We start from the raw sequence: 23,796 nt of genomic DNA, 5'->3' as shown, positions 1-23,796 counted from the left end.
AAATACCTCTAAATCTAAGGAAAAGGGAATTTTTCTGATTTTATGGTTACATTTTGAAACGACAAAACGACAAAGAAACGCAAAAGCAGATGAAGCTCAGCCGACACTTGAATGATCAGGAGATTTTGGATCAGATTAAATCCAAAAGCAATCCCAATCAAGCCATCAGTCAACTCTATTCGCAACATTACGGAATGCTCGAACACCTGATCCTGACTAATTCGGGACAGGCGGAAGATGCGGCAGATATCATTCAGGAAGCGATGCTGGTAGTGGTAAAAATGATCAGAAATGAGAAATTCAGAGGAGAGTCCTCCCTCAAATCGTTCCTGTATAGCATTTGCAAAAACTTATGGATTAATGAATTGAGAAAAAGAAAAAGCAACCAGTACAGAAACGAACAATACGAAAACGAAAAGAGCCAAATCGACCTCAGTGTTGTAGAGGAAATTCAACAAATGGAAAACCTGAGGTTTGTGATGAATCTGTTTGAAACATTGGGCGAAAAATGCAAACAGGTGTTGACGCTGTTTTATTTTGAAGAGCTTTCCATGAGAGATATATGTGAAAAGCTGGCCTTTAGTTCGGAACAGGTTCTTCGCAACAAAAAGTATAAATGCCTTCAGTCTTTAATCCAACAAGTCCAATCTTCAACCTCACTTTCCGAAAAACTCTTAAAAGCACTACGCCATGAATGAAAATTATACATTGGAAGAACTGGAGGCTTATCTCTATGGGGAACTCCCACAGGAAAAAGCCAAACTGCTGGAAGAGGAAATCAAAACAGATTTGGCTTTGAGATCGGAACTGGAAGCGCTGAAAATCTCTAAAGAAGCCATCGAATTGGCTGCATGGAAAAAGGTGATTTCCCAATCTCAGCGAGATTTCCTTGCCAATCGACCGCAGGGTAAACAAACTCAATCCATCTCTCAGGGCTCCTCGGGCGTGCTTGTCTGGACTTTCCGTTTCGCCGCATCGGTTGCCTTAATTAGCCTAGCCATGGGATTTTATTTACTGTTTAGCGTGAGTCCGGAAAGCATCATATCTCAACCAGTGGCCTTTTCCATACCTCTAATGAGATCATCTGAAGTTACCACCAGTGCAATTCGCTCCGCTTACCTCGATAAAGACTTTGCAAAAGTGATTGAAGTGGTCCGCTCCCTGGCAAATCCTTCTTTGGAGGAAAGTTTCTTGTTAGGAATGGCCTACCTCGAAACCAATGCGCATGAAAAAGCCATTTCACAATTTATGCGAGTAGAATCGGAAAACGAAAAATTACAAACCAAGGATTTCGCAGACGAGGTGGACTATTTCTTGGTTAGAGCCTACCTATCCCTTGGACAAATTGAGGAAGGTGCCTACAGAATGAAAAAAATCCGGAATGACCCCCAACATACCTATCATCAGAATTTTGGGATGTTGGATCAATTGAAAATTTTTATTCTTGGAATAAAAAACTGATTTTCAAATACTTAAATTCTAATAAAACCTTCCTTCAAGAAGGTTTTTTTATTTTCCGGGGAACGGATGGTTACATTTTTGAGGTTGGTTACCACTAAGGGAAAACAAATCCAAATACCAATGAAAACTACACACAGATTTTACGCACTGGCTTTTGCAGCATTCACTTTTGCATTTACATCCTGTACCGACGACAATGATCCGGAAGTATTGGGTTCGGGAGAAGTAAAAATGGGAATGGGAGTAAAATTGAGAACTTCAAATAATCCGGGTGCCCGAATTGCTAACACGGGGTTGGATATAACCTCAGGCTTTCTTCAAGTCAAAAAAATCGAGTTGGAAACAGAAGGAGTCGATGAGGCAGGGAGAGAATTTGAAAAGGAATTTGAATTCAAATTTAGGGAAATCAAAAAAATCAACTTTGATGAACTAAACTCCAATGCTGACTTTTTCATCGCTATTCCGGCAGGTAACTATGAAGAAATCGAAGTAGAAATCGACTTGATTGACAACAAAAACCAACCATCTATCCAGTTGGATGGGACCTACACCTATCAGGACGGACGGACCGTCCCATTCCGTTTGGAAGTATTCGGAGATGATGACGATGACATGGATTTTGAGGTAGAATTGGAAGCTGAGGATGATGATGATCTTTTTTTCCTCAACGGGGTAAACAATCCCCTGGCTTTGCTTCAAATAGATGCCAAAAGCTGGTTTAGAACCATATCTACCTCAGCTTTGGAAACAGCCGAATTGACCGATGGGGTTCTTTTGATCAATCGAAACAAAAACCGAACGATTTACCGATCTGTGGAGGATCGGATCAAGGCCTCCAGCGATATCGAATTAAAGATGAGATAAGTACTTCAAAATCCGCCTAAAAGGCGCCTTTTAGGCGCCTTTTGTGCGCTAACTTCATCGAAAACATGTCATGAATAAGCCCTGTAACTTTTGATAATAAAACTTACTTGAATTTTTGATTATAGATCCGAAAGTATCTAACAGTTCAAAGAATCAAATACTTTATTTCTAAGGTTAATTGGACCACAATGAATTAATCCCAGAAACGACCAACATTTACTTTACCGGAAACCACTTTGGGTTTAACCACTTGCTCCAAGTGATTTTGGAAAAAACTTCCATCCTAAAAAAAAGCTAACTACCAATAGCGTTAGCGAAAATAAGAGGTGTGCTGAATTCTTTATCCCTTCTTCCGGCTGACCGATGATCCGATAGGTAGTCCAAAAAAATGGGTGATGAAATTGGGCCATGGTAGGATCTTCAAGAAAATCAAGTTTGGCCAATCGAAGGGAGTTGGCATAGGTTTCGCCCCTTTCCACATGATGATAAAATCGGTGGGCAAGGTATTGGGAGACCTGATCCTCACTGACCCACTCGGATAGAACCAATTGGTCTACCCCGGCAATCGCAAAACTTCTGGCCAAGCTGATCAACCCTTCACTGGCACTTTGCTTTCCTCCTCCTGTTTCGCACGCACTCAGGTACACCAACTCCACAGATTCCAAATGCTGTGTGGCGAGTTCCTGCGCAAACAGCCGATATTCCTCCCCTTCGGGATAAAATGCAATAAATGCCTCCTTTGGATCCTGGGAGGAAGCTACAGCATGGGTAGCAAGATGGATCATTTGATATCCGGGAGCTTTCGCCAAGAATACCTGCTTTTTCCCTTCTTTTCCCACCAATCTAAGGCCTTGAGGCAACTTCTGGATTTCTGCCTCTGAACCCGGTAATGGAGAAAATTCACTCGGGTTGTCTGTTTCAATCCCGGCAAATGGAGCGAAAGAAAGCATGAGATCCTGATCTTTGGATCGCTTGGTAAGCCCTACAAATCGGGCAGAAAATTGGTAACTGATCGCCTTAGCTTCCAATAAAAACGTATGGGAATCCTGGGGAAGAAGTTCGAATGGAAAGGAATGGAAAGATCCATGAGGAATGATCAGTAGTTCATCAACCACGTCCAACCGAGATTGAAAAGGATTTAATAGTTGCTTGGAAAATCCCAAAATCACTCGATCGGCGGTATAACGGCCCGAAATTCTGGGGGACTTGATTGATTCGGCCCATCCCATGATCCCTTCCCAATCCAAATCTTGTTGAGGAATAATGTTCCAACTCAGGTTTTTGCGATCCAACCAAAACAAAAACAGATTTTCGCGAGAATTGAACAGTGAAAGAATCCCATATTCAGCCGGCAAACTCTTCTGTAATTTTTCCAGCTCAAAACTTTGCTCCTCAAAGGAAATAAATCCGGGAAAGGCTCTAAACTTTTCCCTCAATCGGGAAAGCTCCACATTAAGGTCCAGCAACTCCTTGTCCAATTGGTTTTGGAGCTCAGGATTCCGGTTATCCAACTGCTTTTGGTAATTTTTGGAAATCGAAAAAAGAATGTTTTTTTCTTCTTGTATCAGATTCTCCGGCATTCCCAAAGACCTTTTCTTGGCTTCTTCCATGGCTCCGATTTTCAATCCCTCGGATTTGCTTTCCTCAGCCCATTGAAAAGCCTTTTTCATCGCCCGATCCTCTCCGATTGCAGAAGTAAGGTGAAAAAGACCATCAATTGCCTCCTGATAAGCCACCTGTACCTTGTCTCCCAAGAAAATTCTCGCCTCCTCGTTGTCGTAATTCAACGATATAAATTTGCTCAGGGAAAAGGCCTTTTCCCAAGTTTGAATCCCTAATTCAACCCCTGGATTTTTCTCTTTATTCTCATCCATTGCCCAAGCTGCTTTTGCTTTTTTGGTCAAGGCTTCAAACAGCGTCAATGCGCCCATTCCAAGGGTCATTTGTTGCGGGTTGGAAAAAGGATCATTCAGCTTGACGTCCGAATGCAACTGTACTATAGCCGAATGGAAATAATTCAAGGCCGATTCGAACTTGTTTTTTCTCATTTCCAAATCCCCTCTCAATATAAAATAGATACCCTTTTGGAGATTTTTACCCGGACCGGTATCGGCAGACACCAGTTTTTGAGCGATCGACAGTTGTTTTTCCAATTTCTCCAGATCCCCTTGCTGCAAAAAGACTTTAGATCGGAGATTTTGATAAGACAGAGACCCTGAAGCGAAATTTGAATCTATCGAATCCAGTATGGCCAAAGCGCCTTCACTCAATCCTTGCTCGATATAAGTATTGGCCAAATTAATCCGAAGTTGATCCGTATTGATTCCCAATTTCAAAAGCTCTCGGTAAATCTGTTGGGCTTGGTCAAACTGCTCGATGCGGTAGAGAGCAGAAGCCTTGTTGCTGCTAAAACTATATCGGGCATAATTTTCCCAATCGGAATTATCCGCACTCAGAAAGGACTCCGCTTTTGTAAAATAACTGACGCTTTGATTGAAATTTCCGGTCTCATAATGATAAACTCCCAAGGCATTAAATAATCGCTCAGGCTCGGCATTGGAGTTTAATTGGGATTGAAGAAGCTCAGCCTGTTTGAGATGAAATAGGGAACTGTCCAATTGGCTAAGGGAAAAATAAGTCTCTCCCAAATACAGGTGATGCGCGTAAACCGTAGTATCCCCAAGTTGGAATGCCCGGGCAAGTAGAATCCCCTGATTATAGCTTTTTTTTGCATCCTCTACTTTCCCATAGGATAAATAAAGATTTCCGAGCCGCTCGGCAGCCAATACATAATCCAAAGCTTCAGCGGATTCCGGAACCAAGGAAAGAACCTGTTGGTAAAGTTCCATGGCCTCGATGTCCTGTTGTTCGGTGGGGTTATCCAAAAAATATAGAAAATTTGCCCGATCCAGCTGGGGCCTGGACTGTAGGGAATCGCCCAGGCTACCGCCAAGTAAACTCAAGTAACCTGCTAGAAAACATACCCCAATTTTCTTTACCATACCACGCCACTTATTTTCGGCGTCAGTTTTCTATTCAAAACTAGCCACGATAACCACATAAGGTGGTCTGGGCTTTCCCGCCGGACGAACCGTTTCAGACAGTCTAAAATTAGATGAATTGGGGGTGCTTACCTCATTTATCAATTTTCTTTTTTCTTCTATGTCATCCAAAACCGCCTGGGGGATATCCGAAAACTTAGCGTAATAAAAAAACCGAAGCGGAATTCTGTTTTGAGCCAATGCACTCAGATCAGAAAGCTGATACAATAGCTCCACATCCACTATCGTCCCATTGACCGGCACAGACCCAAATGTGCCATTCTCTACTGTCTTTTTCAGATCAATCACTCCCTTACTGGACACTTCGATTCCCAAATTTTTCAGAATATCATCTGGGTCAAACTTGCAGCTGGAGTCATCATCGTCGTCATCGTCATCATCATCATCGTCATCGTCGTCATCATCCGTACATGGAAGAGGTAAGCCTACCACTCCATTGTACACCGGGTTGGCCAGTGTTTCATTCCGACTGAGAATATAGATCCCATCCAAGTAGTTGATGCCTCCGATCGTTACAAAAAAATCACAAGTTTGATCGGTGCCGGCTGGCGTAAAAGAGATTTTATACTTCAACCCGGTATCACTGGCATTGACGTCGATCGCCCCCGTGGAAGGATTGATCGCCAATCCGCTTGGAGATGCGGAATACTCGCCCTCTAATGAATTCAAAGGATTTACCAAATTGGTCTGACCAGGGGTGATCACAAAAAGTGTATCCGGATAGGCAAAAGTGCTGCAGTCGATTTCTCCACTGCCATTTTCTCCATTGTCAACACAGGAAAAACTGCACCAAACCACCAGGAGAAATGGAATGATCCGTAATTTGAAAAGGTCTCCTTTATTCATCAGTTTTTGAATTAGTAACCACCGGCTTAAAAAATGTAACCGGATTCAGGGCATTATTTCACCCTTAAGTTTAATAGTATCCCTAGCAGCACCAAAGCCATGCCAATGTAAGAGGCAAAAGGGAAGGTTTCGCCGAAAAGGATAAACCCAAAAATCAAAGCATAAAGCACACCCATATAGCTAAGGCTTGATACCCTGGAGAGATTTCCCGTTTGGTAGGCAACGGTCATAAAATATTGCGCACTTTGGGTACATATTCCAATCCAAAGCAATATCAACCAATCCCAGCCCTGGGGCATTACCCAATCAAAATACATGATGACAGAAGCTACCGGCATGGTGACCAGAGGAAAATAAAAAACAATCACCAAAGGATGCTCGGAGGTTTTCAGCTTGCGAATCATATTGTAGGCGATACCGGCGGATAAGGCTGAAATCAATCCCATCCCTGCACTTAAGGCATCGACTCTAGGATCAAATCCCTGAATAACCAAAACCCCAGAAAAGGCCAAGGCAAAATAGAAAAACTGAATGGGTCTGACCTTTTCTTTTAGAATAAATACTCCCAGAATGGTGGTAAATATCGGTGACAGATATTGCATGGTCACCGCACTGGCCAAGGGGATTCGCTGTAAGGTATAGAAAAAAAGAATCAAACTGATCGAGCCTACCACGCCCCGGGTAATCAGATTTGCCTTATTGTTCCCAAAAATGGGGATCCCTTTTCTACCCAAAACAATCACGGTAAAAAACAAGCTGAATACCGAACGGAACCATACTATTTCAATTGCCGGAATATGAGGTATATACTTGACGGACACATTCATCATGGCAAAAAATATTCCTGCCAAAAGCATAGACTGGACAGAACTGATTTTCAAAGGATGGGGGTTTTGACGGGTTTCTCCAAATGCAAATCTATTTCAAAGCTCAATAGTTCTTACAAGCCAAAGTTTATTTGGAAGAAACCTTACCAAGCTCAGTGGAGTTATCCATAAAAAATTATTTAATGGCTCTCTCCCTAGGATCCCAAGCACCTGATTTTACACTTCCCTCTACCTCGGTTAAATTTCTGTCACTCTCCAAGGATCTCAAGGGTCAAGGCTTCATCCTTTTCTTTTATCCTAAAGATTTTACCAGAGGATGCACATCCGAGGCCTGTGAATTCAGAGATCAGTTTAGAGAATTCAGAAATTTGGAGATTCCGGTTTTTGGAATTAGTCGGGATGATATTGCTACCCATGAGAAATTCAAAAAAGCATACCAACTCCCCTTTGACTTACTTTCGGACGAATCAGGCAAAGTCTGTAAAGCCTATGATGCACTTATTCCATTGATCAAAATGCCCAAGCGGGTGACTTACCTGATCGATAGCTCCCACAAAATCGCGGGGGTATATGAAGGATTGTTTGAAAACAAATCTCACGTGGATGCCATGTTGAGAAAAATCCGCAAATAATCAGGAGGACACAATCATTCCATCTTTCATAACCACTTTTCGGTCGGCCATTCCGGCCAATTCTTCATTGTGGGTAACAATGACAAAGGCCAACTTGAGTTCGTCCCTCAGGCGGAAAAACAATTCATGAAGCCCCCTGGCATTGGTCGTATCCAGATTACCACTGGGTTCATCTGCAAAGACCACCTGGGGATGATTGATCAAGGCCCGAGCCACGGCTACCCGCTGCTGCTCTCCTCCTGAAAGTTCGGAAGGTTTATGGCCCAGACGGTGAGTGATTCCTAAAATTTCCGCAAGCTCACCGGCCCGATCTTTCAACTGACTTTCATTTTTACCTTGAATAAAACCTGGTATAAAAATATTTTCCAGGGCTGTAAACTCTGGGAGGAGATTATGATATTGAAAAATAAATCCAATGGATTCATTTCTGAAGTCTGCCAACCGATCTCCTTTCAGCTGTGAAAGATCCCTGTCATTCATCCACAGGGATCCTTTATCAGGTTGATCAAGTGTCCCTAGAATATGAAGCAGCGTACTTTTCCCGGCACCCGAAGAACCGACAATGGAAACTATTTCCGATGAGGAAATCTCCAAATCAACTCCTTTTAAAACGTGTAAACTTCCGTAGGATTTATGAATCCCTTTGGCAATCAGCATGGTAAGATTTTTTGAGTTTTTAAAAGTAAAACAAATCCCTCAAATCCAGGAATTAACGGGCTTTTTTGCCAAAAATTGAAAAATCCGGGTTTGATTTATCCACATCATCCACTTATCTTCGGGCAAAAATTAAAGAAGCATGAACATTCACGAATATCAGGCTAAAGAAGTATTGAAAGGCTACGGGGTAAGAATTCAGGAAGGAATCGTTGCAGATTCGCCTGAAGCCGCACATGAAGCTGCGGTGAAGCTCAATGCACAAACGGGTACTTCCTGGTACGTGATCAAAGCCCAAATCCATGCCGGAGGTAGAGGAAAAGGGGAAGTAAAAGAGACCGGTTCAAGAGGTGTTGTACTTGCTAAAAAACTTGAAGACGTCAAAGAAAAAGCAGCCGCTATCCTAGGTGGCACTTTGGTGACCATACAAACGGGTGCTGAAGGTAAAAAGGTAAATAAGGTATTGATTGCCGAGGATGTCTATTATCCGGGTGCTTCAGAACCGAAAGAATATTACATGTCTATCCTGCTGGATAGAGCCACCGGATCCAATGTGATCATGGCCTCTACTGAAGGTGGAATGGATATTGAAGAAGTAGCAGAACACCATCCCGAAAAAATCATCAAAGAATGGATCGATCCTAAAGTTGGTCTTCAGGGATTCCAGGCGAGAAAAGTTGCTTTCAAATTGGGTCTATCTGGCACAGCACACAAAGAAATGGTGAAATTCATCACCGCTCTTTACAACGCTTACGTGGCCACAGACTCTTCCCAGTTTGAAATCAATCCTGTACTAAAAACGTCTGACGACAAAATCTTGGCAGTCGATGCCAAAGTTAACTTGGACGACAACGCACTTTATCGTCAGCCGAAGTTAGCTGAATTGAGAGACTTGGCCGAAGAAGATCCTTTGGAAGTAGAAGCAGGTAAATCAGGCCTTAATTATGTAAAACTTGACGGTAACGTAGGCTGTATGGTAAACGGTGCCGGTCTTGCAATGGCTACCATGGATATGATCAAGCTTTCCGGCGGTGAGCCTGCCAACTTCCTTGATGTAGGAGGAGGAGCAAACGCTACAACGGTGGAAGCAGGATTCCGTATCATTCTCCAGGACCCAAATGTGAAAGCAATCCTCATCAATGTATTCGGTGGTATTGTACGATGTGACCGAATTGCAAACGGTGTGGTAGAAGCTTACAAATCCATTGGGGATATTCGTGTACCGATCATCGTGAGACTTCAAGGCACCAATGCCGAAGAAGGCGCAAAAATCATCGACGAGTCTGGTTTGAAAGTATTCTCAGCCATCACATTGAAAGAAGCAGCAGAGCGAGTAAAAGCAGCTCTTGAAGCATAAAAAATACGCACTCGTAGTTCAACTGGATAGAATATCGGATTTCGGCTCCGAGGGTTGAGGGTTCGAATCCTTCCGAGTGTACAAAGCTCAGACGAAAGTCTGGGCTTTTTTTTTGGCTCGCTCTGGCTCTAATCCAACACTTGGAAGTTGGTCCACTTTGGCTAATTAAACTATGGTATAATTGGATAGGTAGAATTGATGATCAAAAATTAAAAATTGAATTAATTCATGAATAGAAAATAAAAAAGCAGGAGAAAATCTCCTGCCCTTTATTTGAAAACTAAACCAACTATTATTTAACTACCACAATGAATTCAAAAATAATACAAATCTCAATAAATCAAAATCCCAAATAAAAAATTGTATTTTTTTTATTTCTTTTCAGGAAAGTTGCCTCGCTTAAATGCTATACCCAAGGCTAAGCCCTGGCTGAATTGGATTTTTTCATCCTGATCAATATCATAAATACTCAAACTCGTCAAACTTACATTGATCAGATTGGTGACTTTAGCTGTAAGTCCAATATCCAGCCTGTGGTCAATGGTATTGAAGGCAAGCGTTTCATAATTGGCATACATCTGATACCTCACGAGTAAGGAAAGATTCTCCGCTAATTTTTTATTCCAATCGGCTAAAAGGCTAAAGGCCAGCCATTCTTGTCTCACTTTTTTTCCGATCTCCACGCCATAATTGGTAGGCACGACATTATACAATTCTGTGTCAGTCACAAAGGTCCAACGAGGCGAAAATGGCGCCATCCTAAGCGAAAACTCGGAATTAGGCTTGTATTCAACGCCTAGACCGGTAGTCAAAAAGCCGGGATTCAGAAACTTGGAAATCAACACTTTTTCCGGTCCGCTGAAGTCATACCCGGGAGCAAACTGAGAGAGAAAATTAACGGCAAAGAAATAATTCCATTTGTCATTGATTTTGTACCCGACTTTGGAGTACAAAAATATTCGGTCATTGGATTTTCTTGCATCTTCCTGCTGATTTTTCACCACACCGTAAATGAAATCCATGGTGTTGTCCCATGTCCATTTGTCTTTTGAATAGTTGGCTCGTCCTTGGAGATAAATACCCAATGCAACTGAATTGACTCCTCCCCCTTTCCAGTTGCCGCTGAAGGAGGCTTGGTTAAAATTGAGTCCTCCTCCAATTTCTTTCAACCAGTAGCTGGTATCTGCCGGTGTTAAACTTTCATCCTGAGCATGGACGGAAAACACAAAACCCAGAAGAAATAAAAGCAAAGTGATTTTTTTCATGATTAAAGAAGTTTAAATGTTCGAACCTCCGGATTTCGGCGATTCACAAAAGCTTTAATGATTAAAAATTAGCTTATTTTCCGGAATTTCCGGTTTTGGTTTGGCTTTTGTTTTAGATTCATGCTTTTATTTTTAATTGAATTATGCCTTTAGAAACAATTTTAGTTTTTGGAATTATTGGACTTGCTGTGATTCTTTTTTTCACAGAGAAATTCAGCATCGACACGGTGGCGATCGGGGTGATGGTCCTCTTCATGCTCTTCGGTATTTTGGATATTAAAGAAGGATTGGCTGGTTTTTCCAATTCCGCTACCATTACCGTGGCAGCCATGTTTGTGATTTCACAAGCCATATTCAAAACTGGCATTTTGGACCAATTCAGCAATTATCTGGGAAGTCAGGCAGAAAAAAGCGAAACCAAATTGATTCTTACCCTGATGCTGAGCACAGGATTGCTGTCGGCTATTATCAACGACACCGCTGTGGTAGCACTCCTGATGCCTGCTGTTATTCAGATCAGTCAAAAGAATAATATTCCTGCCTCCAGACTCCTTATGCCTCTTTCCTTCGGTTCGTTGATGGGTGGAATCTGTACACTGTTGGGTACAAGCACCAACATATTGGTGAGTGGAATCGCCGAACAATCAGGTCTGAATCCCTTCGGCGTTTTTGAAATGAGTAAAATGGGTTTGGTTTTTTTGTTTGCCGGAATACTCTATATGATCACTCTTGGAAAATGGCTATTGCCCAAACGAGAGGCAAAAACCGGATTTTCTGACACCTTGGATCTGGGAACGTATGTCATCGAAATAACCGTTTCGGAAGAATTTGAACAACTTCAAGAACCTATCTTCAAGCAAAAACTTTTTGCGGACGGAAGCATCAAAGCCCTTCAAATCCTCCGGGAAGACGGGCGGAGAACCCGAGTTTACCCGAATACGGCAATCTTGTCGGGCGATACGTTGCGCATCACCTGTACCCAAGAGCAACTCAAAAAAATCCAAAAAACCAAGGGGATCGAAATCAAGGCGGAGCTGGATTGGAGTGAAGAAACGCTCACCAATGAGGAAGAAAAAATCTTTGAAGCTTTGGTCACTCCCAATTCTTCTTTGATCAATAAAAGCATCAAAACAATCAAGTTCAGGCAGATTTTTGACAATGTGCTGGTCATAGGCATTCGGCACAGATCGGGGATTTTGGAGAACGTACTTTCCAAAACATCCCTAACCCCGGGCGATGTCCTTCTCCTTCGGGCCTCTGAAGAGGCCATTCAGTCGATCAATAGTTCTGAAGATTTGCTTTTGATTTCCTCCAAAAAAGTGACTGTCCTCAATAAAACCCAGTCAGTACTTACCCTCGCCACGATGAGTTTGGTCATTGGATTGGCTGCCTTGGGAGTTTTTCCAATTACGCTGACGGCGGTGGCAGGAGCGGTATTGATGGTAGCCATGAAATCCATCAGTCCGGAGGACGCCTATAAAGCGATCGACTGGAAAGTGATTTTCATGTTGGCAGGAGTTTTATCCATGGGAGCCGCGCTGGAAAAAACAGGAGGTTCTGAACTGATCGGTTCATCTGTGGTCACTTTTCTGGGTGATTTAGGCCCTAGGGTAGTACTCAGCGGCATTTTTGCCTTGACGTTTGTACTCACCAATATCATGTCCAACAATGCAGCGGCGGCACTTCTTGCCCCTATTGCCATCAGCATTGCAGGGGGCTTGGACGTAGACACCCGACCATTTTTGATGGCAGTGACCTTTGGGGCAAGTTTGAGTTTTATGACACCCATGGGCTATCAGACCAATACCATGATATACAATCCAGGCAATTACCGATTTGCAGATTACCTAAAAGTGGGCACACCATTAAATCTGCTATTCTGGATTTTGGCTACTATCTGCATTCCGATTTTCTTTCCCTTCTAGGTTAGATTAAAAAATTTATACAGATTCAAAATTCATTAACCCAAAACCCATTCACACTATGAGAACTTTAGGAATCGTGTTACTCGTAATTGGCATTGCGATGCTATTCGTGCCCAGCATCGGATTCACCACCAAAGAAAAAGTATTGGATGCCGGACCCATTGAAATCTCCGCTGACAAAAAACATGAAGTAAATTGGCCAACCTATGCAGGAGGCATTGTCACTGCAGCCGGTTTGGCATTGATCCTTTTCGGAAAAAAGAAATAAACGATAAACCCACAGAAAACTGGCCTTCTGTGGGTTTCTTACTTTTTCAGAAATTGGAATTTGCTAGTCAATCAAGTTTACCTTCATCACTTCCTCTGCATCCAAATCGAAAAACTCTTTATGTACATTAAAGTTTGGTTCACCTTCCTGAGGAACTTTCGCCAGATAGGTGCCATCTTCTTGCATCACATAGGAATTGACGTTGTCCTTGAGGTTGTAAGCGAGGATATTCATCAACTGCTTTTCCAGGAGAGGAGATTCAACTTTAAATAGGGATTCCAGTCTTTTATCAAAGCTTCTCACCATCATGTCCGCACTTCCTGAGTAGGTTCTGGTATTTCCATTGTTGTGGAAGTGATAGATCCGGCTATGTTCCAAAAAGTCTCCGACAAGAGAAAGTACTTCAATATTATCACTCAAACCGGGTCTGCCTGGTCTAAGACAACAAATCCCTCTGACGATCAACTTGATTTTTACACCCGATTGAGAAGCGCGATAAAGGGCGTAAATGATTTCCGAATCTTCCAAGGAATTTACCTTGATAAATACCCCACTAGGAAGGCCGTTTCTTGCATTTTCAGCTTCCTGCTCGATGAACTCAATCAACTGATTCCGCATATCTCTTGGCGCAGTGATGAGGTTTCGGTAATCACTGGGTACCGAATGCCCGGTGATAACGTTGAAAAACTCCGATACATCATTGGCCAAAATTTCATTGGTGGTCAGAAGTCCGATATCGGTATACAGTCTGGCTGTATCTTCGTTGTAATTGCCGGAACCCAGGTGGACATATCTGGTTATTTCCTGATCGTCTTTTTTGACTATGAGCAAAAGCTTGGTATGGGTTTTTAGATTGGAAATTCCATAAATCACGAAGCAACCTGCCTTTTGAAGTTTTTTAGCTTCGCGGATATTATTTTCCTCATCAAAACGCGCTTTTACCTCAAAAAGCACAGACACGTGCTTACCGTTTTCAGCTGCTCGGAGGAGAGCCTTGGTGATCCGGCTGTCTTTAGCCAATCGGTAAATCGTCATCTTGATCGCCATGACATCCGGATCTTCGGAGGCTTTTTCGATCAAGTCCAAAATCGAGTCAATGTTGTTATAGGGATGGTGAAGCAGGATATCCTTCCCCTTCAGTATATCAAAAATATCAGCTCTACCCTCTTCCGGATAAGAAAGTGGTTTTACAGGATCAGGCATTTGCGGCAATCGATCTCTAAATCGCTTATTTCCAACAATCTGCCAAAGACCTGTAAAGTCAATCATGCTCGATCTTCTCACCAAAAAAACTGAATCGGGACGCAGATTCCAGCGCTCCAACAGCGAGTTGAGCATCCATTTGGAATATCCCTCTTCAATTTCAATGCGGACCACACGACCGGTTTTTCGCTCCATGAGTTTGCGCTTGACTTCCTCCAGAAAGTTGGCATCCATATCCTCACTTTCTTCCAGCGTAAAATCTCCATTTCGGGTAATCCTAAACAAACTGACAGACTCAATTTCCACATTTCGGAAAAGTGAAATCAGGTTTTCGCGAATTACCTCTTCTATCGGGATGAGCGTAAGGGAATTTTCACTCTCTATCTCGAAAAACCTCGGAATATTGGCAGGAATCTGCACAAAACTCATTTTGCGCATGTCCTTCCTTTCTCCGGGACTGGTAGTCACTACTCCGAAAACCAAGAGTTTATTCATCAGGATCGGAAAAGTCCGGTACCCATCGTACACCATTGGGGTAAGCATGGGGTAGATGGCTTTGATAAAGTACTGCCGAACTTTCTCCTGCTCTTCTGCGGTGAGTTTGGATACATTCACCACCGAGATTCCTTCCTGATGCAATTCAGGAAGTATAACCTGGGTGAAGTGCTGGTGCTGGTCCTGATGAAAACGCTGGCAATCTTTCATCAGTTTTTCCTTGAACGGCTCTTCTCTTAGCCCGGAATAATCAACCCTTTCTTTCTCATAGTCCAGGTAATTATAGAGCGAACCTACCCGGATCATAAAGAACTCATCCAAGTTGGAAGCGGTGATGGCCAAAAACTTCAGCTTTTCGAAAATCGTCCGAAAGGATTTCTTGGATTGATCCAAAACTCTTTCATTGAATTTCACCCAGCTCAAATCCCTACTGATGAGGTCACTTTTTTGGATGATGGACTCGTACTTATCTCCTACTGCCAGTTTCATACTATTCAGAATTGGAATCAGCTTATTTCCTTTGAGGTGATTTCTTACAGTTTTTATTCAAAAAAAGGGGCCCTAAAAGCCCCCATTTTTAGGTATCGATTTTTGCGTACTTGGCGTTTTTCTCGATGAATTCGCGTCTTGGGGCTACCTCATCTCCCATCAGCATACTAAAGAGATGGTCCGCTTCAGCAGCGGAGTCAATAGTCACCTGCTTGAGGGTTCTCGTATTGGGATCCATGGTAGTCGACCAAAGTTGCTCAGGGTTCATCTCTCCCAGACCTTTGTATCGTTGGATCCCCACACTGTCTTCTCTGCCGTCTTTGGCCATTTCGGTCACCAATCTCTTTCGCTCTTCTTCAGTCCAACAGTAACGTTCGTCTTTACCTTTCTTCAATAAATAAAGCGGAGGAAGGGCGATGTACACATAACCTCTTTCGATCAGCGTGCGCATGTATCGGAAGAAAAGGGTCAAAATCAGGGTACGGATATGCGAACCGTCGATATCCGCATCCGTCATGATGATGATCTTATGATACCTCAATCCTGAAAGATCCAATTCTTTGTCATCGTTGACTGTGCCAAACTTGACGCCGAGGGCTGTCAGGATATTTTTGATTTCGTCGTTGTCGTAGATTTTGTGCTCGTGGGCTTTCTCCACGTTGAGGATTTTCCCCTTTAATGGCAATATCGCCTGGAAATCCCTGTCTCGACCCTGCTTGGCAGACCCCCCTGCAGAGTCCCCTTCCACGAGGTACAGCTCACACACGGTAGGATCTGAATTGGCGCAATCGGCAAGTTTACCGGGAAGGCCACCGCCGCCAAGGACGTTTTTCCGCTGCACCATCTCCCGTGCTTTCCGGGCCGCATGTCTGGCCTGTGCAGCCAAAATCACTTTTCCCACGATGGTTTTGGCTTCTCGTGGATGCTCTTCGAGCCAGCTTTGCAATACCTCAGAAACCGCACTGTCCACTGCTCCGACCACATCTGAATTGCCCAGTTTGGTTTTGGTCTGACCTTCAAACTGTGGTTCCTGAACCTTTACCGAAATGACTGCAGTCAATCCTTCACGAAAATCATCTCCGGAAACTTCGATTTTGAGTTTCTCGAGCATGCCCGATTTATCCGCATATGCTTTCAAGGTTCTTGTCAACGCTCTTCTAAAGCCTGTCACGTGAGACCCGCCTTCGTAGGTATTGATCGTATTGACGTAGGAAACGACGTTTTCAGTGTAAGAGCTGTTGTAGTTCATCGCTACCTGCACGGGTACATCCTGATTCAAAGACTCGATGTAGATCGGTGCTTCAATGATTTTTTCACGAGTTTCGTCCAAATACTGAACAAACTCTACGAGTCCCCCTTCAGAGAAAAATTCATCGGATTTTGGATTTCCGTCTTCCTCAATTTCCCTAAGGTCTTTGAGGTGGATTCGAATACCTGCATTCAAGTACGCCATCTCCCGGAGTCGATTTGCGATGGTTTCATACTTAAATTCAGTAACGGTAAAAATACTTGCGTCCGGCTTGAAGTGGATGATGGTACCACGCTTCTCCGTTTTTCCCACTTCCCGGGCAGGATATTGAGGCACACCGATCTTAAATTCCTGTTCGGTGATGACTCCATTTCGATGAACGGTTGCCTTAAGGTCGGTAGACAGTGCGTTCACACAGGATACCCCTACACCATGAAGTCCACCGGAAACTTTGTAGGTGTCTTTATCAAATTTCCCCCCGGCATGAAGCACGGTGAGCACAACTTCCAAGGCTGATTTTTTCTCTTTTGGGTGCATATCGGTGGGAATACCCCGACCATTATCCTCCACTGTCACAGAATTGTCTTCGTGTACGGTCACGTGAATGGTATCACAGTGCCCAGCCAAGGCTTCGTCGACCGAGTTGTCGACCACTTCCCAGATGAGGTGATGGAGACCTTTTATTCCCACATCGCCGATATACATGGCAGGTCTTTTTCTTACCGCTTCCAGGCCTTCTAATACCTGGATATTACCAGCACCATATTCCGCTGGGTTCTTCGCTTTTTCTTCACTCATATTTTTTGGAAAAAAGCCCTCAAATTGGCTTAAAACGGTGATTTTGTTTCAAAATTAGATTTGGCAAGGTAGCTAAAAAAAGTGAGTTTTCAGCATCTTCGCTCCATCAAATCTTTGGAATTTGAGAGATACAGCGAGATTTGGACCAGGTCGATATATTCAAAATTTTATTCCGAAATTCTTGTTTAACGAAAAAAAAATTTCAACAGGTCACATCAGTTTAATCGCTACTGATTTTTGATTTTCAACACGTTATACCATTTTGTTTAATCTTGAAAATTTTTTGTTAAACAATTTTTATTTGGTTTTTCTTTTAGGATTAAAATTTCATCCAAACAATTAACCAAAAAACCCTATGAATTTTACCCTAAGCGCGGAACTGGTAGGACTGGACCGCATCATCAACAGTGATCCCATCGCGATCACCTTCTTTATTGGCTACATGGCCATGTTTGCATCGTCCGTATTCTTCTTTGTCGAAAGAGGCTCGGTAGACGGAAAGTGGAAGTTGTCTCTTCTCGTATCCGGATTGATCACAGGGATTGCAGCGGTCCACTATTACTACATGAGAGATTTCTACCTGCAAACCGGGGCCAGTCCCACAGCTTTCCGGTATGTAGACTGGACTTTGACTGTACCCTTGATGTGTGTGGAGTTTTACCTTCTCACCAAACCTTTCGGTGCCAAAGGCGGAACTTTGTTTAAGTTAATCGTCGCCTCTCTGGTCATGCTAGTCACAGGCTACATCGGTGAGACATCAGGTGTGGACAACAACATCATGTGGGGTATCATTTCTACCCTGGGCTACTTGTACATTGTTTATGAAGTATTTGCCGGAGACGTGGCCAAGCTTGCGAAAGATTCCAATAGCCCGGCTTTAGGCAATGCGATGTTCCTGCTCAAAATCTTCATCACTTTGGGATGGTCTATCTATCCGATCGGCTACATGGTATTGCCGGGGAACTTGCTCTCAGGAGCCTTCGAAGTCAGCTCGATTGACTTGTTCTACAACCTTGCTGATGCCATCAACAAAATCGGTTTTGGTTTGGTCATCTATTCCGTAGCGGTGGCTGAATCCAACAAGAAAAAAGCAGTAGCCTAACCCAAATAACAATGGACGATCCTGAAGTCGGATCGTCCACTTTTCCCCATGGATCACTACGATTTCATCATTGCAGGTGCTGGATGTGCAGGGTTGAGCCTTGTGAGCTATCTTTTGGGCAGCTCGCTTCAATCGTCCAAAATCCTGCTCATCGATCCAAGCACCTCTATTCCCAATAAAACCTGGTGCTATTGGAGTGAGAATCCTTTGGCAATCCATCCGGCTGGAAAAGCCCACTGTTGGAATTCCATTTCAATCTCGTCCCCAGGCATTCAATTATCCAGATCTTTGGACAAACTGAAATACTACCACCTCTCCTCACAAGACTTTTACACCTCTCTGCTCGACCAAATAAGGAAACATCCTTCGGTAGCTTTTCTAAAAGATGAAGTAACCCACTACCTCCCTCAAAATGACCAAGCTGAAGTAGTCACGCAGTCCGGTAAAAAAATGAGCGCCAACCGAGTTTTTGACTCCATTGGCTTGAAAACCAACAGCAAAAGCATCCTCCGACAGGTATTTTTGGGATGGAAAATCACCACCAACAGGGAGGTCTTTCATCCTCATGAAGTCACATTGATGGACATCCAATCCATTTCCAAAAAATTTGAATTTTTCTATATTCTTCCTTTTTCAACAACCCATGCCCTGGTAGAATTCACCACCTACTCCAGTGAACCCGTTGACCGGGATTCACTCCAAAAGGAATTGGAGACCTATTTATCCCAAAAACTAGGACTGGAGGAATATGAGATTTCTTATGAGGAAAAAGGCTCAATTCCAATGACTACCCAAGTAAGCCCAAGCACTTCCTCTTCACGAATTATACCCATTGGTACAGCCGCAGGATGGATCAAACCCTCGACAGGATATGGATTTGCCACCATTCAGGAAAATTGTCAGACCCTGGTCCGTAACCTGGAAATCAATAAATCCAACCCCAAAAAAATCACCAAATCCAATCGATTTGATTTTTATGACAATATCCTGTTGACGATCGCTCATAAGTGGCCGGATAAACTGGAACAGGTGTTTTTGAACCTTTTTCAAACTTCTTCAGGAGATGAAGTTTTAAATTTCCTGGGAGAAAAAACCACGCTTTCAGAAGAAGTTCAACTCTTATCCCGACTTAAGTTTCCGATTTTTATCAAGAGCCTGCTGCACTATGAAAAATATTGAACAGGGGCTAAAAGCCATCGGCATGGGAGTTTGTTTGGCATTTTTAATTCCATCCAGTCTCTCTCTCTTTTACCAATTGCTATTTGCTGGGATTGTAATGCTTTCAGTAGGAATTCCTCACGGAGCGATTGACCACCTTATTCATAATCCCAACCCAACCCGTTCCGGTTTTTTCAGATTTTTGCTTAGTTATCTTGTGCTGATCGGATTGTATTGCCTACTCTGGTTTTTGACTCCAATTATCGCATTAATCGCATTTTTGGGAATGTCTGCCTACCATTTCGGACAATCTCATTTTTTAGATCAACTCCAAGTTAGGCCTTGGGACTCACTACTTTTTATCAGTCGCGGTGCATTCTTTCTAGCCGCGATTCTACTTGGAGATTTTGAATTAACCCAATACATCCTAGCCCCCCTAGTTCAATTGGAAATTGGCTTTGAGAGTAGATTAATAACGGTGATCTTCTTGGGATTTTTTACGCTATTGAACCAAGCGGTGCTGAAAATCCATTTCAGCAGAATACACGTACTGGAAGTGGTTCTCCTTGGAAGTCTGTTGTTTATCAGTCCTTTGTTTGTCGGATTTGTGGTTTACTTCGGATTTTGGCATGCCACTCCAAGTATGTTGAAAGAATATGCTTTCCTAAGCCGATTTCCAAAGTATCAGGGATGGAAAAAATTCAGTCTCCAACTCATTCCATTTACCTTGATTAGTTTGCTGGGTATCAGCGGAATCCTGATTTATGGTATCAATTTTATGAAGGAACAAGAGGTATTTTTGCTTTTTTTCATCCTGATTTCATTGATTTCCTTTCCCCATATTATTTACATGGACAGGTTTCTGAAAAAGGACGCTCAATATTGACATGTACTAAGCATGACCAAGGTACAGGCAGGAAGCACCTCGATATTGGCCGCCTTTGCTTTCTTGAAAAATTCGGGATTCTCTGTACCCGGATTGAAAATTATGCGCTGAGGCTTCAGGCTGATTAAATATTCTATCCATTCTGCCTGATGAGCCGGACCGATATACAGGGTAATCGTATGGACTCCTTCGAGCTTAGGTTTTTCGCTAAGGTCTACTATTTCTTTCCCAAACAGCTGCCCTTTTTTGATCCCGATCGGCACAAATTCTACCCCATGCTCATGCAGCATCTTGGCTGCCAAGTAGGCATATCGGGAGGGGTTTTCAGTCGCACCTACTACCAGGGTTTTCAGCTGCCTATTCTCTGCTTCCATACACACTATCCCGCTCAAAAGTATCCATATGGCGGTGTTTTTTACTCTCATATATATCCGAGAGGGTGATCATAATCCCCGTCTCCTCAACTTCCCCAAACTCGTCATTGAGGGCCGTTCCAAAAGTCCGCATGGTCGGGGAAAGGTTCATATAGGTATTGATCAGGGGAGGAATATTTTCTCCCAGCGCCCGGATCTTTCCATTGAGCACTTTGTATCCTTCCTTGTAATCCAGATTTTCAAAGGGATTTTCCTGATTCAAAATATCTGTTTCATAGCTTAACCTTAGCTTATCTTTAGGCTTGACAAGGCCCTCATGATCAGGGAAATAATGATTCATAAAAAAGAGCAACAGATCTCTCCCCTCTCGATTGAAATGGGGATACATGGTCACTTTCCCAAAGAGATACTTAACATCAGGATTGAGCAAAACGACCGCTCCCAATCCATCCCAAAGATTGTCCAGACTGAAAATCCCCTTTCTGTTATCCAGGCTAGGCTGGTATTGGGGTTGAACAAAAGAACGACCAAGCTCCAGGGTGTAGGGAATATAATCTCGGATAAACCGTTCAGAAAAATCAAACAAATGAGTGGTAGATAAATGAGGAAATCCCTCCTCGTCCAATGCCTTTTTGCATAGAATCACCCGATAACCCGCTACAATTTCCTGATCCTCTTCATTCCAGGTAATCAGCTGATCGTAACAGGTCTCGCAGGTATCAAACTCATCCAAATCCATCGAAAGGCCTGTACCTCCACCCGCTGCACGGAAAGTAATCTCCCGCAATCGACCGATTTCCCGAACCACATTGGGGGCGTTGTGATGATTGACCAAATACACCTGATTGTTCCCGTTATTGGCATAGCGTAAAAAGCGCTCCGGACTGAGTTCTTTTTTAAGCAAATCTCGGGAAACAGGGGGTATGATTGGTTCAAGTTTATGCATGGGGTACCAGGTTATAGACCTCTTGTTTGATTTTTTCTGCCCAAGTGGAGTCATTTTTCGGGTGATCAAATTGGGTATGGGGAATCGGCTTTCCGATTCGAATATCGATCCGTTTGCCTCGCTGCCGGTACATTTCATCCACCAGCCAGAACATTTCCACGTTCGCTTTCACTCCCAATTTTTTTCGCCACATGGCAAGATTATAAAAAAACTCAGAATTCCTACCTCCCATATGGCAAGGCAGGACATCCAATCGGTAATTTCTCGCTTTGGTGACGAAACTTTTTTTCCACTCCAAGTCACGAACGATCCCATTTTGCTTTCGGGAAACCAAACCTGCTGGAAAAATCAGCACAGCATGACCATTGGAATAGGCTTCCTCGATTTTTTGGTTGGCTTCCTTGGAGTTTTTCCCGTGCTTATTGACCGGGACAAAAATGGGTTCAAAATTATTGAAAGTGGTGAGCAGGTCATTGACCAAAAATCGGATATCAGGCCGAATTTTTCCTACAGCATGAATAAAAGCAATCCCATCCATACCGCCCAAAGGATGATTGGAAGCCAAAATGATCCCTCCTTCTTTAGGAATGTTTTCAGCACCATGAAGTAACACCTCTACCTCGAATTCCTCGATCAGGGCATCCGCAAATGCCAAACCTTTCTTTTCCAGATGCTTTTCCAACACCTCGTTGAGCCACGCCTCATGAGTCACCCGCTTGATATACTTCAACAAAAAACCCGGCATCCATTTCAGAAGCTTGGGATTTTTGGCTGCGATGGCCTTTTCGATATCGATAAATTTCTTTGACATACGGTCAAAAAAGATCAGTTTCAGAGTGAAAAACCGCTGGAAAATTCAATTTTTTGCAACAGAATATCACAAAAGTACAAAAAATTAAACCAATGCTTTGGGCTACATAAAGAGTGATTTTCATTGTCTTGAAAACCAAGCTACTTGATTTTTTGTCTTAATTACAAACCTACTTAGATATGAATTTAGTACTTACCGGAAGCACTTCCGGAATCGGATGGGAAACGCTCAAAGCCTTAATGCCGATTGCTGATCGGGTATTTTTGCCCGTCAGAAATATCAAGAAAGCCGAGAAAATGATTCAGCACCTGTTCCAAAAGGAAAAAATCGTGCTGATCCCAATGGACCTGAGCATCATGGCCGAGGTCAAAAAAGGAGCGATCCAGATTCTTGAGCAATGCAAAGAAATACACCTGCTCATCAACAATGCCGGGGGCATGTTTCCTGCAGGGAAAAAGACTTCCGAAGGGCTTGATTTAACATTTGCCACCAACCATCTCGGGCCTTTTCTTCTAACAAGGGAACTGATGCCTGCCCTAATCCGTGGAGAAGCAAAAATCATCCATGTCAGCTCCATCGCCCATCAAATCGCCACTGATCCAAGTAAAGATTTTGGTCTATTGAAGAGTGCAAATACGGGAACAGCCTATGGAAAAGGTAAACTTTATAATATCCTGTTTTCCAACGAATTGAAAAATAGATTTGAAAGCAAAGGCATAAGTACTTACGCCCTGCATCCGGGTGCGGTGAAGACGGCTTTTGGATCGGAAACTTCTCTCTGGGCCAAGCTGATTATTGAGGTGAGCAAGCTCATTTTCATCAGCCCAAAAGCCGGTGCACAAACCACCATCTTCCTAGCCACCACACCCAAAAGTCAACTCCGAAATGGAGGCTATTACATCAAGAAAAAACCAAAGACTCCAAGTCCTCTGGCAAGAAATCAAAAGCTTTCCGCAGCACTTTGGGACTATAGCGAAGCGGTCTTGAAAAACTTGGGAGTGATTTAAAATTTCACCATAACTAATTGCATTTCAATATCAGTATACTTTTGAACCATTGAGAGAATTAAGAAAATTAAGGATATACAGAATTATACCAATAGCGAAATAATCTAAAGTCCACCT

General features: G+C 43.1%; 21 protein-coding genes and 1 tRNA gene. 12 read left to right on the top strand and 10 right to left on the bottom strand.

What is annotated here, in order from left to right; genetic code table 11:
• The first annotated feature begins 53 nt into the window (after nt 1–53).
• From CLV31_RS14075 to CLV31_RS14065, 3 genes are all read left to right on the top strand, one after another.
• Nucleotides 54–698: an RNA polymerase sigma factor gene (locus CLV31_RS14075; protein WP_245943403.1), complete on the top strand. Its 645-nt coding sequence runs from the start codon at nt 54–56 to the stop codon at nt 696–698.
• A complete protein-coding gene (locus CLV31_RS14070) occupies nt 691–1,461 on the top strand; it encodes an anti-sigma factor family protein (protein WP_111393537.1) in 771 nt (256 codons plus the stop codon). The genes CLV31_RS14075 and CLV31_RS14070 overlap by 8 nt, the downstream gene beginning before the upstream one ends.
• A gap of 120 nt (nt 1,462–1,581) precedes the next feature.
• On the top strand, nt 1,582–2,325 hold the full coding sequence (locus CLV31_RS14065; protein WP_111393621.1) for a hypothetical protein: 744 nt from the start codon (nt 1,582–1,584) through the stop codon (nt 2,323–2,325).
• A 242-nt stretch (nt 2,326–2,567) separates the two neighbouring features.
• Here CLV31_RS14065 and CLV31_RS14060 read toward each other — a convergent pair whose 3' ends face one another.
• From CLV31_RS14060 to CLV31_RS14050, 3 genes are read right to left on the bottom strand one after another with little or no spacing between them, the layout of a single operon-like run.
• Nucleotides 2,568–5,327: a CHAT domain-containing protein gene (locus CLV31_RS14060; RefSeq protein ID WP_111393536.1), complete on the bottom strand. Its 2,760-nt coding sequence runs from the start codon at nt 5,325–5,327 to the stop codon at nt 2,568–2,570.
• 30 nt (nt 5,328–5,357) lie between these two features.
• Nucleotides 5,358–6,233, bottom strand: a complete 876-nt coding sequence (locus CLV31_RS14055; protein WP_111393535.1) for a hypothetical protein — start codon at nt 6,231–6,233, stop codon at nt 5,358–5,360.
• Between the two features lie 53 nt (nt 6,234–6,286).
• The gene (locus tag CLV31_RS14050) at nt 6,287–7,090 is read right to left on the bottom strand and encodes a DMT family transporter (RefSeq protein ID WP_111393534.1); all 804 of its coding nucleotides are present in this window, start codon (nt 7,088–7,090) and stop codon (nt 6,287–6,289) included.
• A gap of 152 nt (nt 7,091–7,242) precedes the next feature.
• On the opposite strand from CLV31_RS14050, the gene CLV31_RS14045 reads away from it, so the two are divergent.
• Nucleotides 7,243–7,692, top strand: coding sequence for a peroxiredoxin (locus tag CLV31_RS14045; RefSeq protein WP_111393620.1), 450 nt, complete (start codon nt 7,243–7,245; stop codon nt 7,690–7,692).
• On the opposite strand, the gene CLV31_RS14040 is transcribed toward CLV31_RS14045, so the two are convergent.
• Entirely contained in the window at nt 7,693–8,349 is a 657-nt protein-coding gene (locus CLV31_RS14040; RefSeq protein ID WP_111393533.1) for an ABC transporter ATP-binding protein, read from the bottom strand. It abuts the gene before it with no gap.
• Nucleotides 8,350–8,488: 139 nt separating this feature from the next.
• Between CLV31_RS14040 and sucC the strand changes: the two genes are divergently transcribed.
• Together sucC and CLV31_RS14030 are read left to right on the top strand one after the other, a co-directional pair.
• Nucleotides 8,489–9,703, top strand: coding sequence for an ADP-forming succinate--CoA ligase subunit beta (sucC, locus tag CLV31_RS14035; protein WP_111393532.1), 1,215 nt, complete (start codon nt 8,489–8,491; stop codon nt 9,701–9,703).
• A gap of 7 nt (nt 9,704–9,710) precedes the next feature.
• A tRNA-Arg gene (locus CLV31_RS14030) sits at nt 9,711–9,784 on the top strand.
• A gap of 290 nt (nt 9,785–10,074) precedes the next feature.
• Here the strand turns inward: CLV31_RS14030 and CLV31_RS14025 are convergent.
• A complete protein-coding gene (locus CLV31_RS14025) occupies nt 10,075–10,968 on the bottom strand; it encodes a DUF3078 domain-containing protein (protein WP_111393531.1) in 894 nt (297 codons plus the stop codon).
• Between the two features lie 143 nt (nt 10,969–11,111).
• Here CLV31_RS14025 and CLV31_RS14020 point away from each other — a divergent pair, with 143 nt between their 5' ends.
• Nucleotides 11,112–12,893, top strand: coding sequence for an SLC13 family permease (locus CLV31_RS14020; protein WP_111393530.1), 1,782 nt, complete (start codon nt 11,112–11,114; stop codon nt 12,891–12,893).
• A gap of 58 nt (nt 12,894–12,951) precedes the next feature.
• Nucleotides 12,952–13,161: a hypothetical protein gene (locus CLV31_RS14015; protein WP_111393529.1), complete on the top strand. Its 210-nt coding sequence runs from the start codon at nt 12,952–12,954 to the stop codon at nt 13,159–13,161.
• A gap of 63 nt (nt 13,162–13,224) precedes the next feature.
• Here the strand turns inward: CLV31_RS14015 and ppk1 are convergent, their stop codons facing one another.
• Nucleotides 13,225–15,348 (bottom strand): polyphosphate kinase 1, encoded by a 2,124-nt coding sequence (ppk1, locus tag CLV31_RS14010; protein ID WP_111393528.1) that lies wholly within the window; start codon nt 15,346–15,348, stop codon nt 13,225–13,227.
• A gap of 88 nt (nt 15,349–15,436) precedes the next feature.
• Nucleotides 15,437–17,395 carry a DNA topoisomerase (ATP-hydrolyzing) subunit B gene (gene gyrB / locus CLV31_RS14005; protein WP_111393527.1) on the bottom strand — a complete coding sequence of 653 codons (1,959 nt, stop codon included), beginning with the start codon at nt 17,393–17,395 and terminating at the stop codon, nt 15,437–15,439.
• 355 nt (nt 17,396–17,750) lie between these two features.
• Here gyrB and CLV31_RS14000 point away from each other — a divergent pair, with 355 nt between their 5' ends.
• The 3 genes from CLV31_RS14000 to CLV31_RS13990 are packed head-to-tail and all read left to right on the top strand — an operon-like array spanning nt 17,751 to nt 20,541.
• A complete protein-coding gene (locus tag CLV31_RS14000; protein ID WP_111393526.1) occupies nt 17,751–18,497 on the top strand; it encodes a bacteriorhodopsin in 747 nt (248 codons plus the stop codon).
• Nucleotides 18,498–18,545: 48 nt separating this feature from the next.
• Complete coding sequence (locus CLV31_RS13995) at nt 18,546–19,676, top strand: lycopene cyclase family protein (protein WP_111393525.1); 1,131 nt, start codon at nt 18,546–18,548, stop codon at nt 19,674–19,676.
• Complete coding sequence (locus CLV31_RS13990; RefSeq protein WP_111393524.1) at nt 19,663–20,541, top strand: Brp/Blh family beta-carotene 15,15'-dioxygenase; 879 nt, start codon at nt 19,663–19,665, stop codon at nt 20,539–20,541. Before CLV31_RS13995 ends, CLV31_RS13990 begins: the two co-directional genes overlap by 14 nt.
• On the opposite strand, the gene CLV31_RS13985 is transcribed toward CLV31_RS13990, so the two are convergent.
• The 3 genes from CLV31_RS13985 to CLV31_RS13975 are packed head-to-tail and all read right to left on the bottom strand — an operon-like array spanning nt 20,532 to nt 22,672.
• Entirely contained in the window at nt 20,532–20,915 is a 384-nt protein-coding gene (locus tag CLV31_RS13985) for a CoA-binding protein (protein WP_111393523.1), read from the bottom strand. The two genes, CLV31_RS13990 and CLV31_RS13985, sit on opposite strands and share 10 nt — an antisense overlap.
• The gene (locus CLV31_RS13980; protein ID WP_111393522.1) at nt 20,899–21,861 is read right to left on the bottom strand and encodes a GNAT family N-acetyltransferase; all 963 of its coding nucleotides are present in this window, start codon (nt 21,859–21,861) and stop codon (nt 20,899–20,901) included. The genes CLV31_RS13985 and CLV31_RS13980 overlap by 17 nt, the downstream gene beginning before the upstream one ends.
• Complete coding sequence (locus CLV31_RS13975; protein ID WP_111393521.1) at nt 21,854–22,672, bottom strand: 1-acyl-sn-glycerol-3-phosphate acyltransferase; 819 nt, start codon at nt 22,670–22,672, stop codon at nt 21,854–21,856. Before CLV31_RS13975 ends, CLV31_RS13980 begins: the two co-directional genes overlap by 8 nt.
• 179 nt (nt 22,673–22,851) lie before the next feature.
• Here CLV31_RS13975 and CLV31_RS13970 point away from each other — a divergent pair, with 179 nt between their 5' ends.
• Nucleotides 22,852–23,679: an SDR family NAD(P)-dependent oxidoreductase gene (locus CLV31_RS13970; protein WP_111393520.1), complete on the top strand. Its 828-nt coding sequence runs from the start codon at nt 22,852–22,854 to the stop codon at nt 23,677–23,679.
• Nucleotides 23,680–23,796 lie beyond the last annotated feature (117 nt).

It is taken from the genome of Algoriphagus aquaeductus, from assembly GCF_003253485.1.
Lineage (GTDB): Bacteria > Bacteroidota > Bacteroidia > Cytophagales > Cyclobacteriaceae > Algoriphagus > Algoriphagus aquaeductus.
The sequence above is the reverse complement of the archived record's forward strand: the minus strand, read 5'-3'. Positions and strand labels throughout refer to the sequence as shown.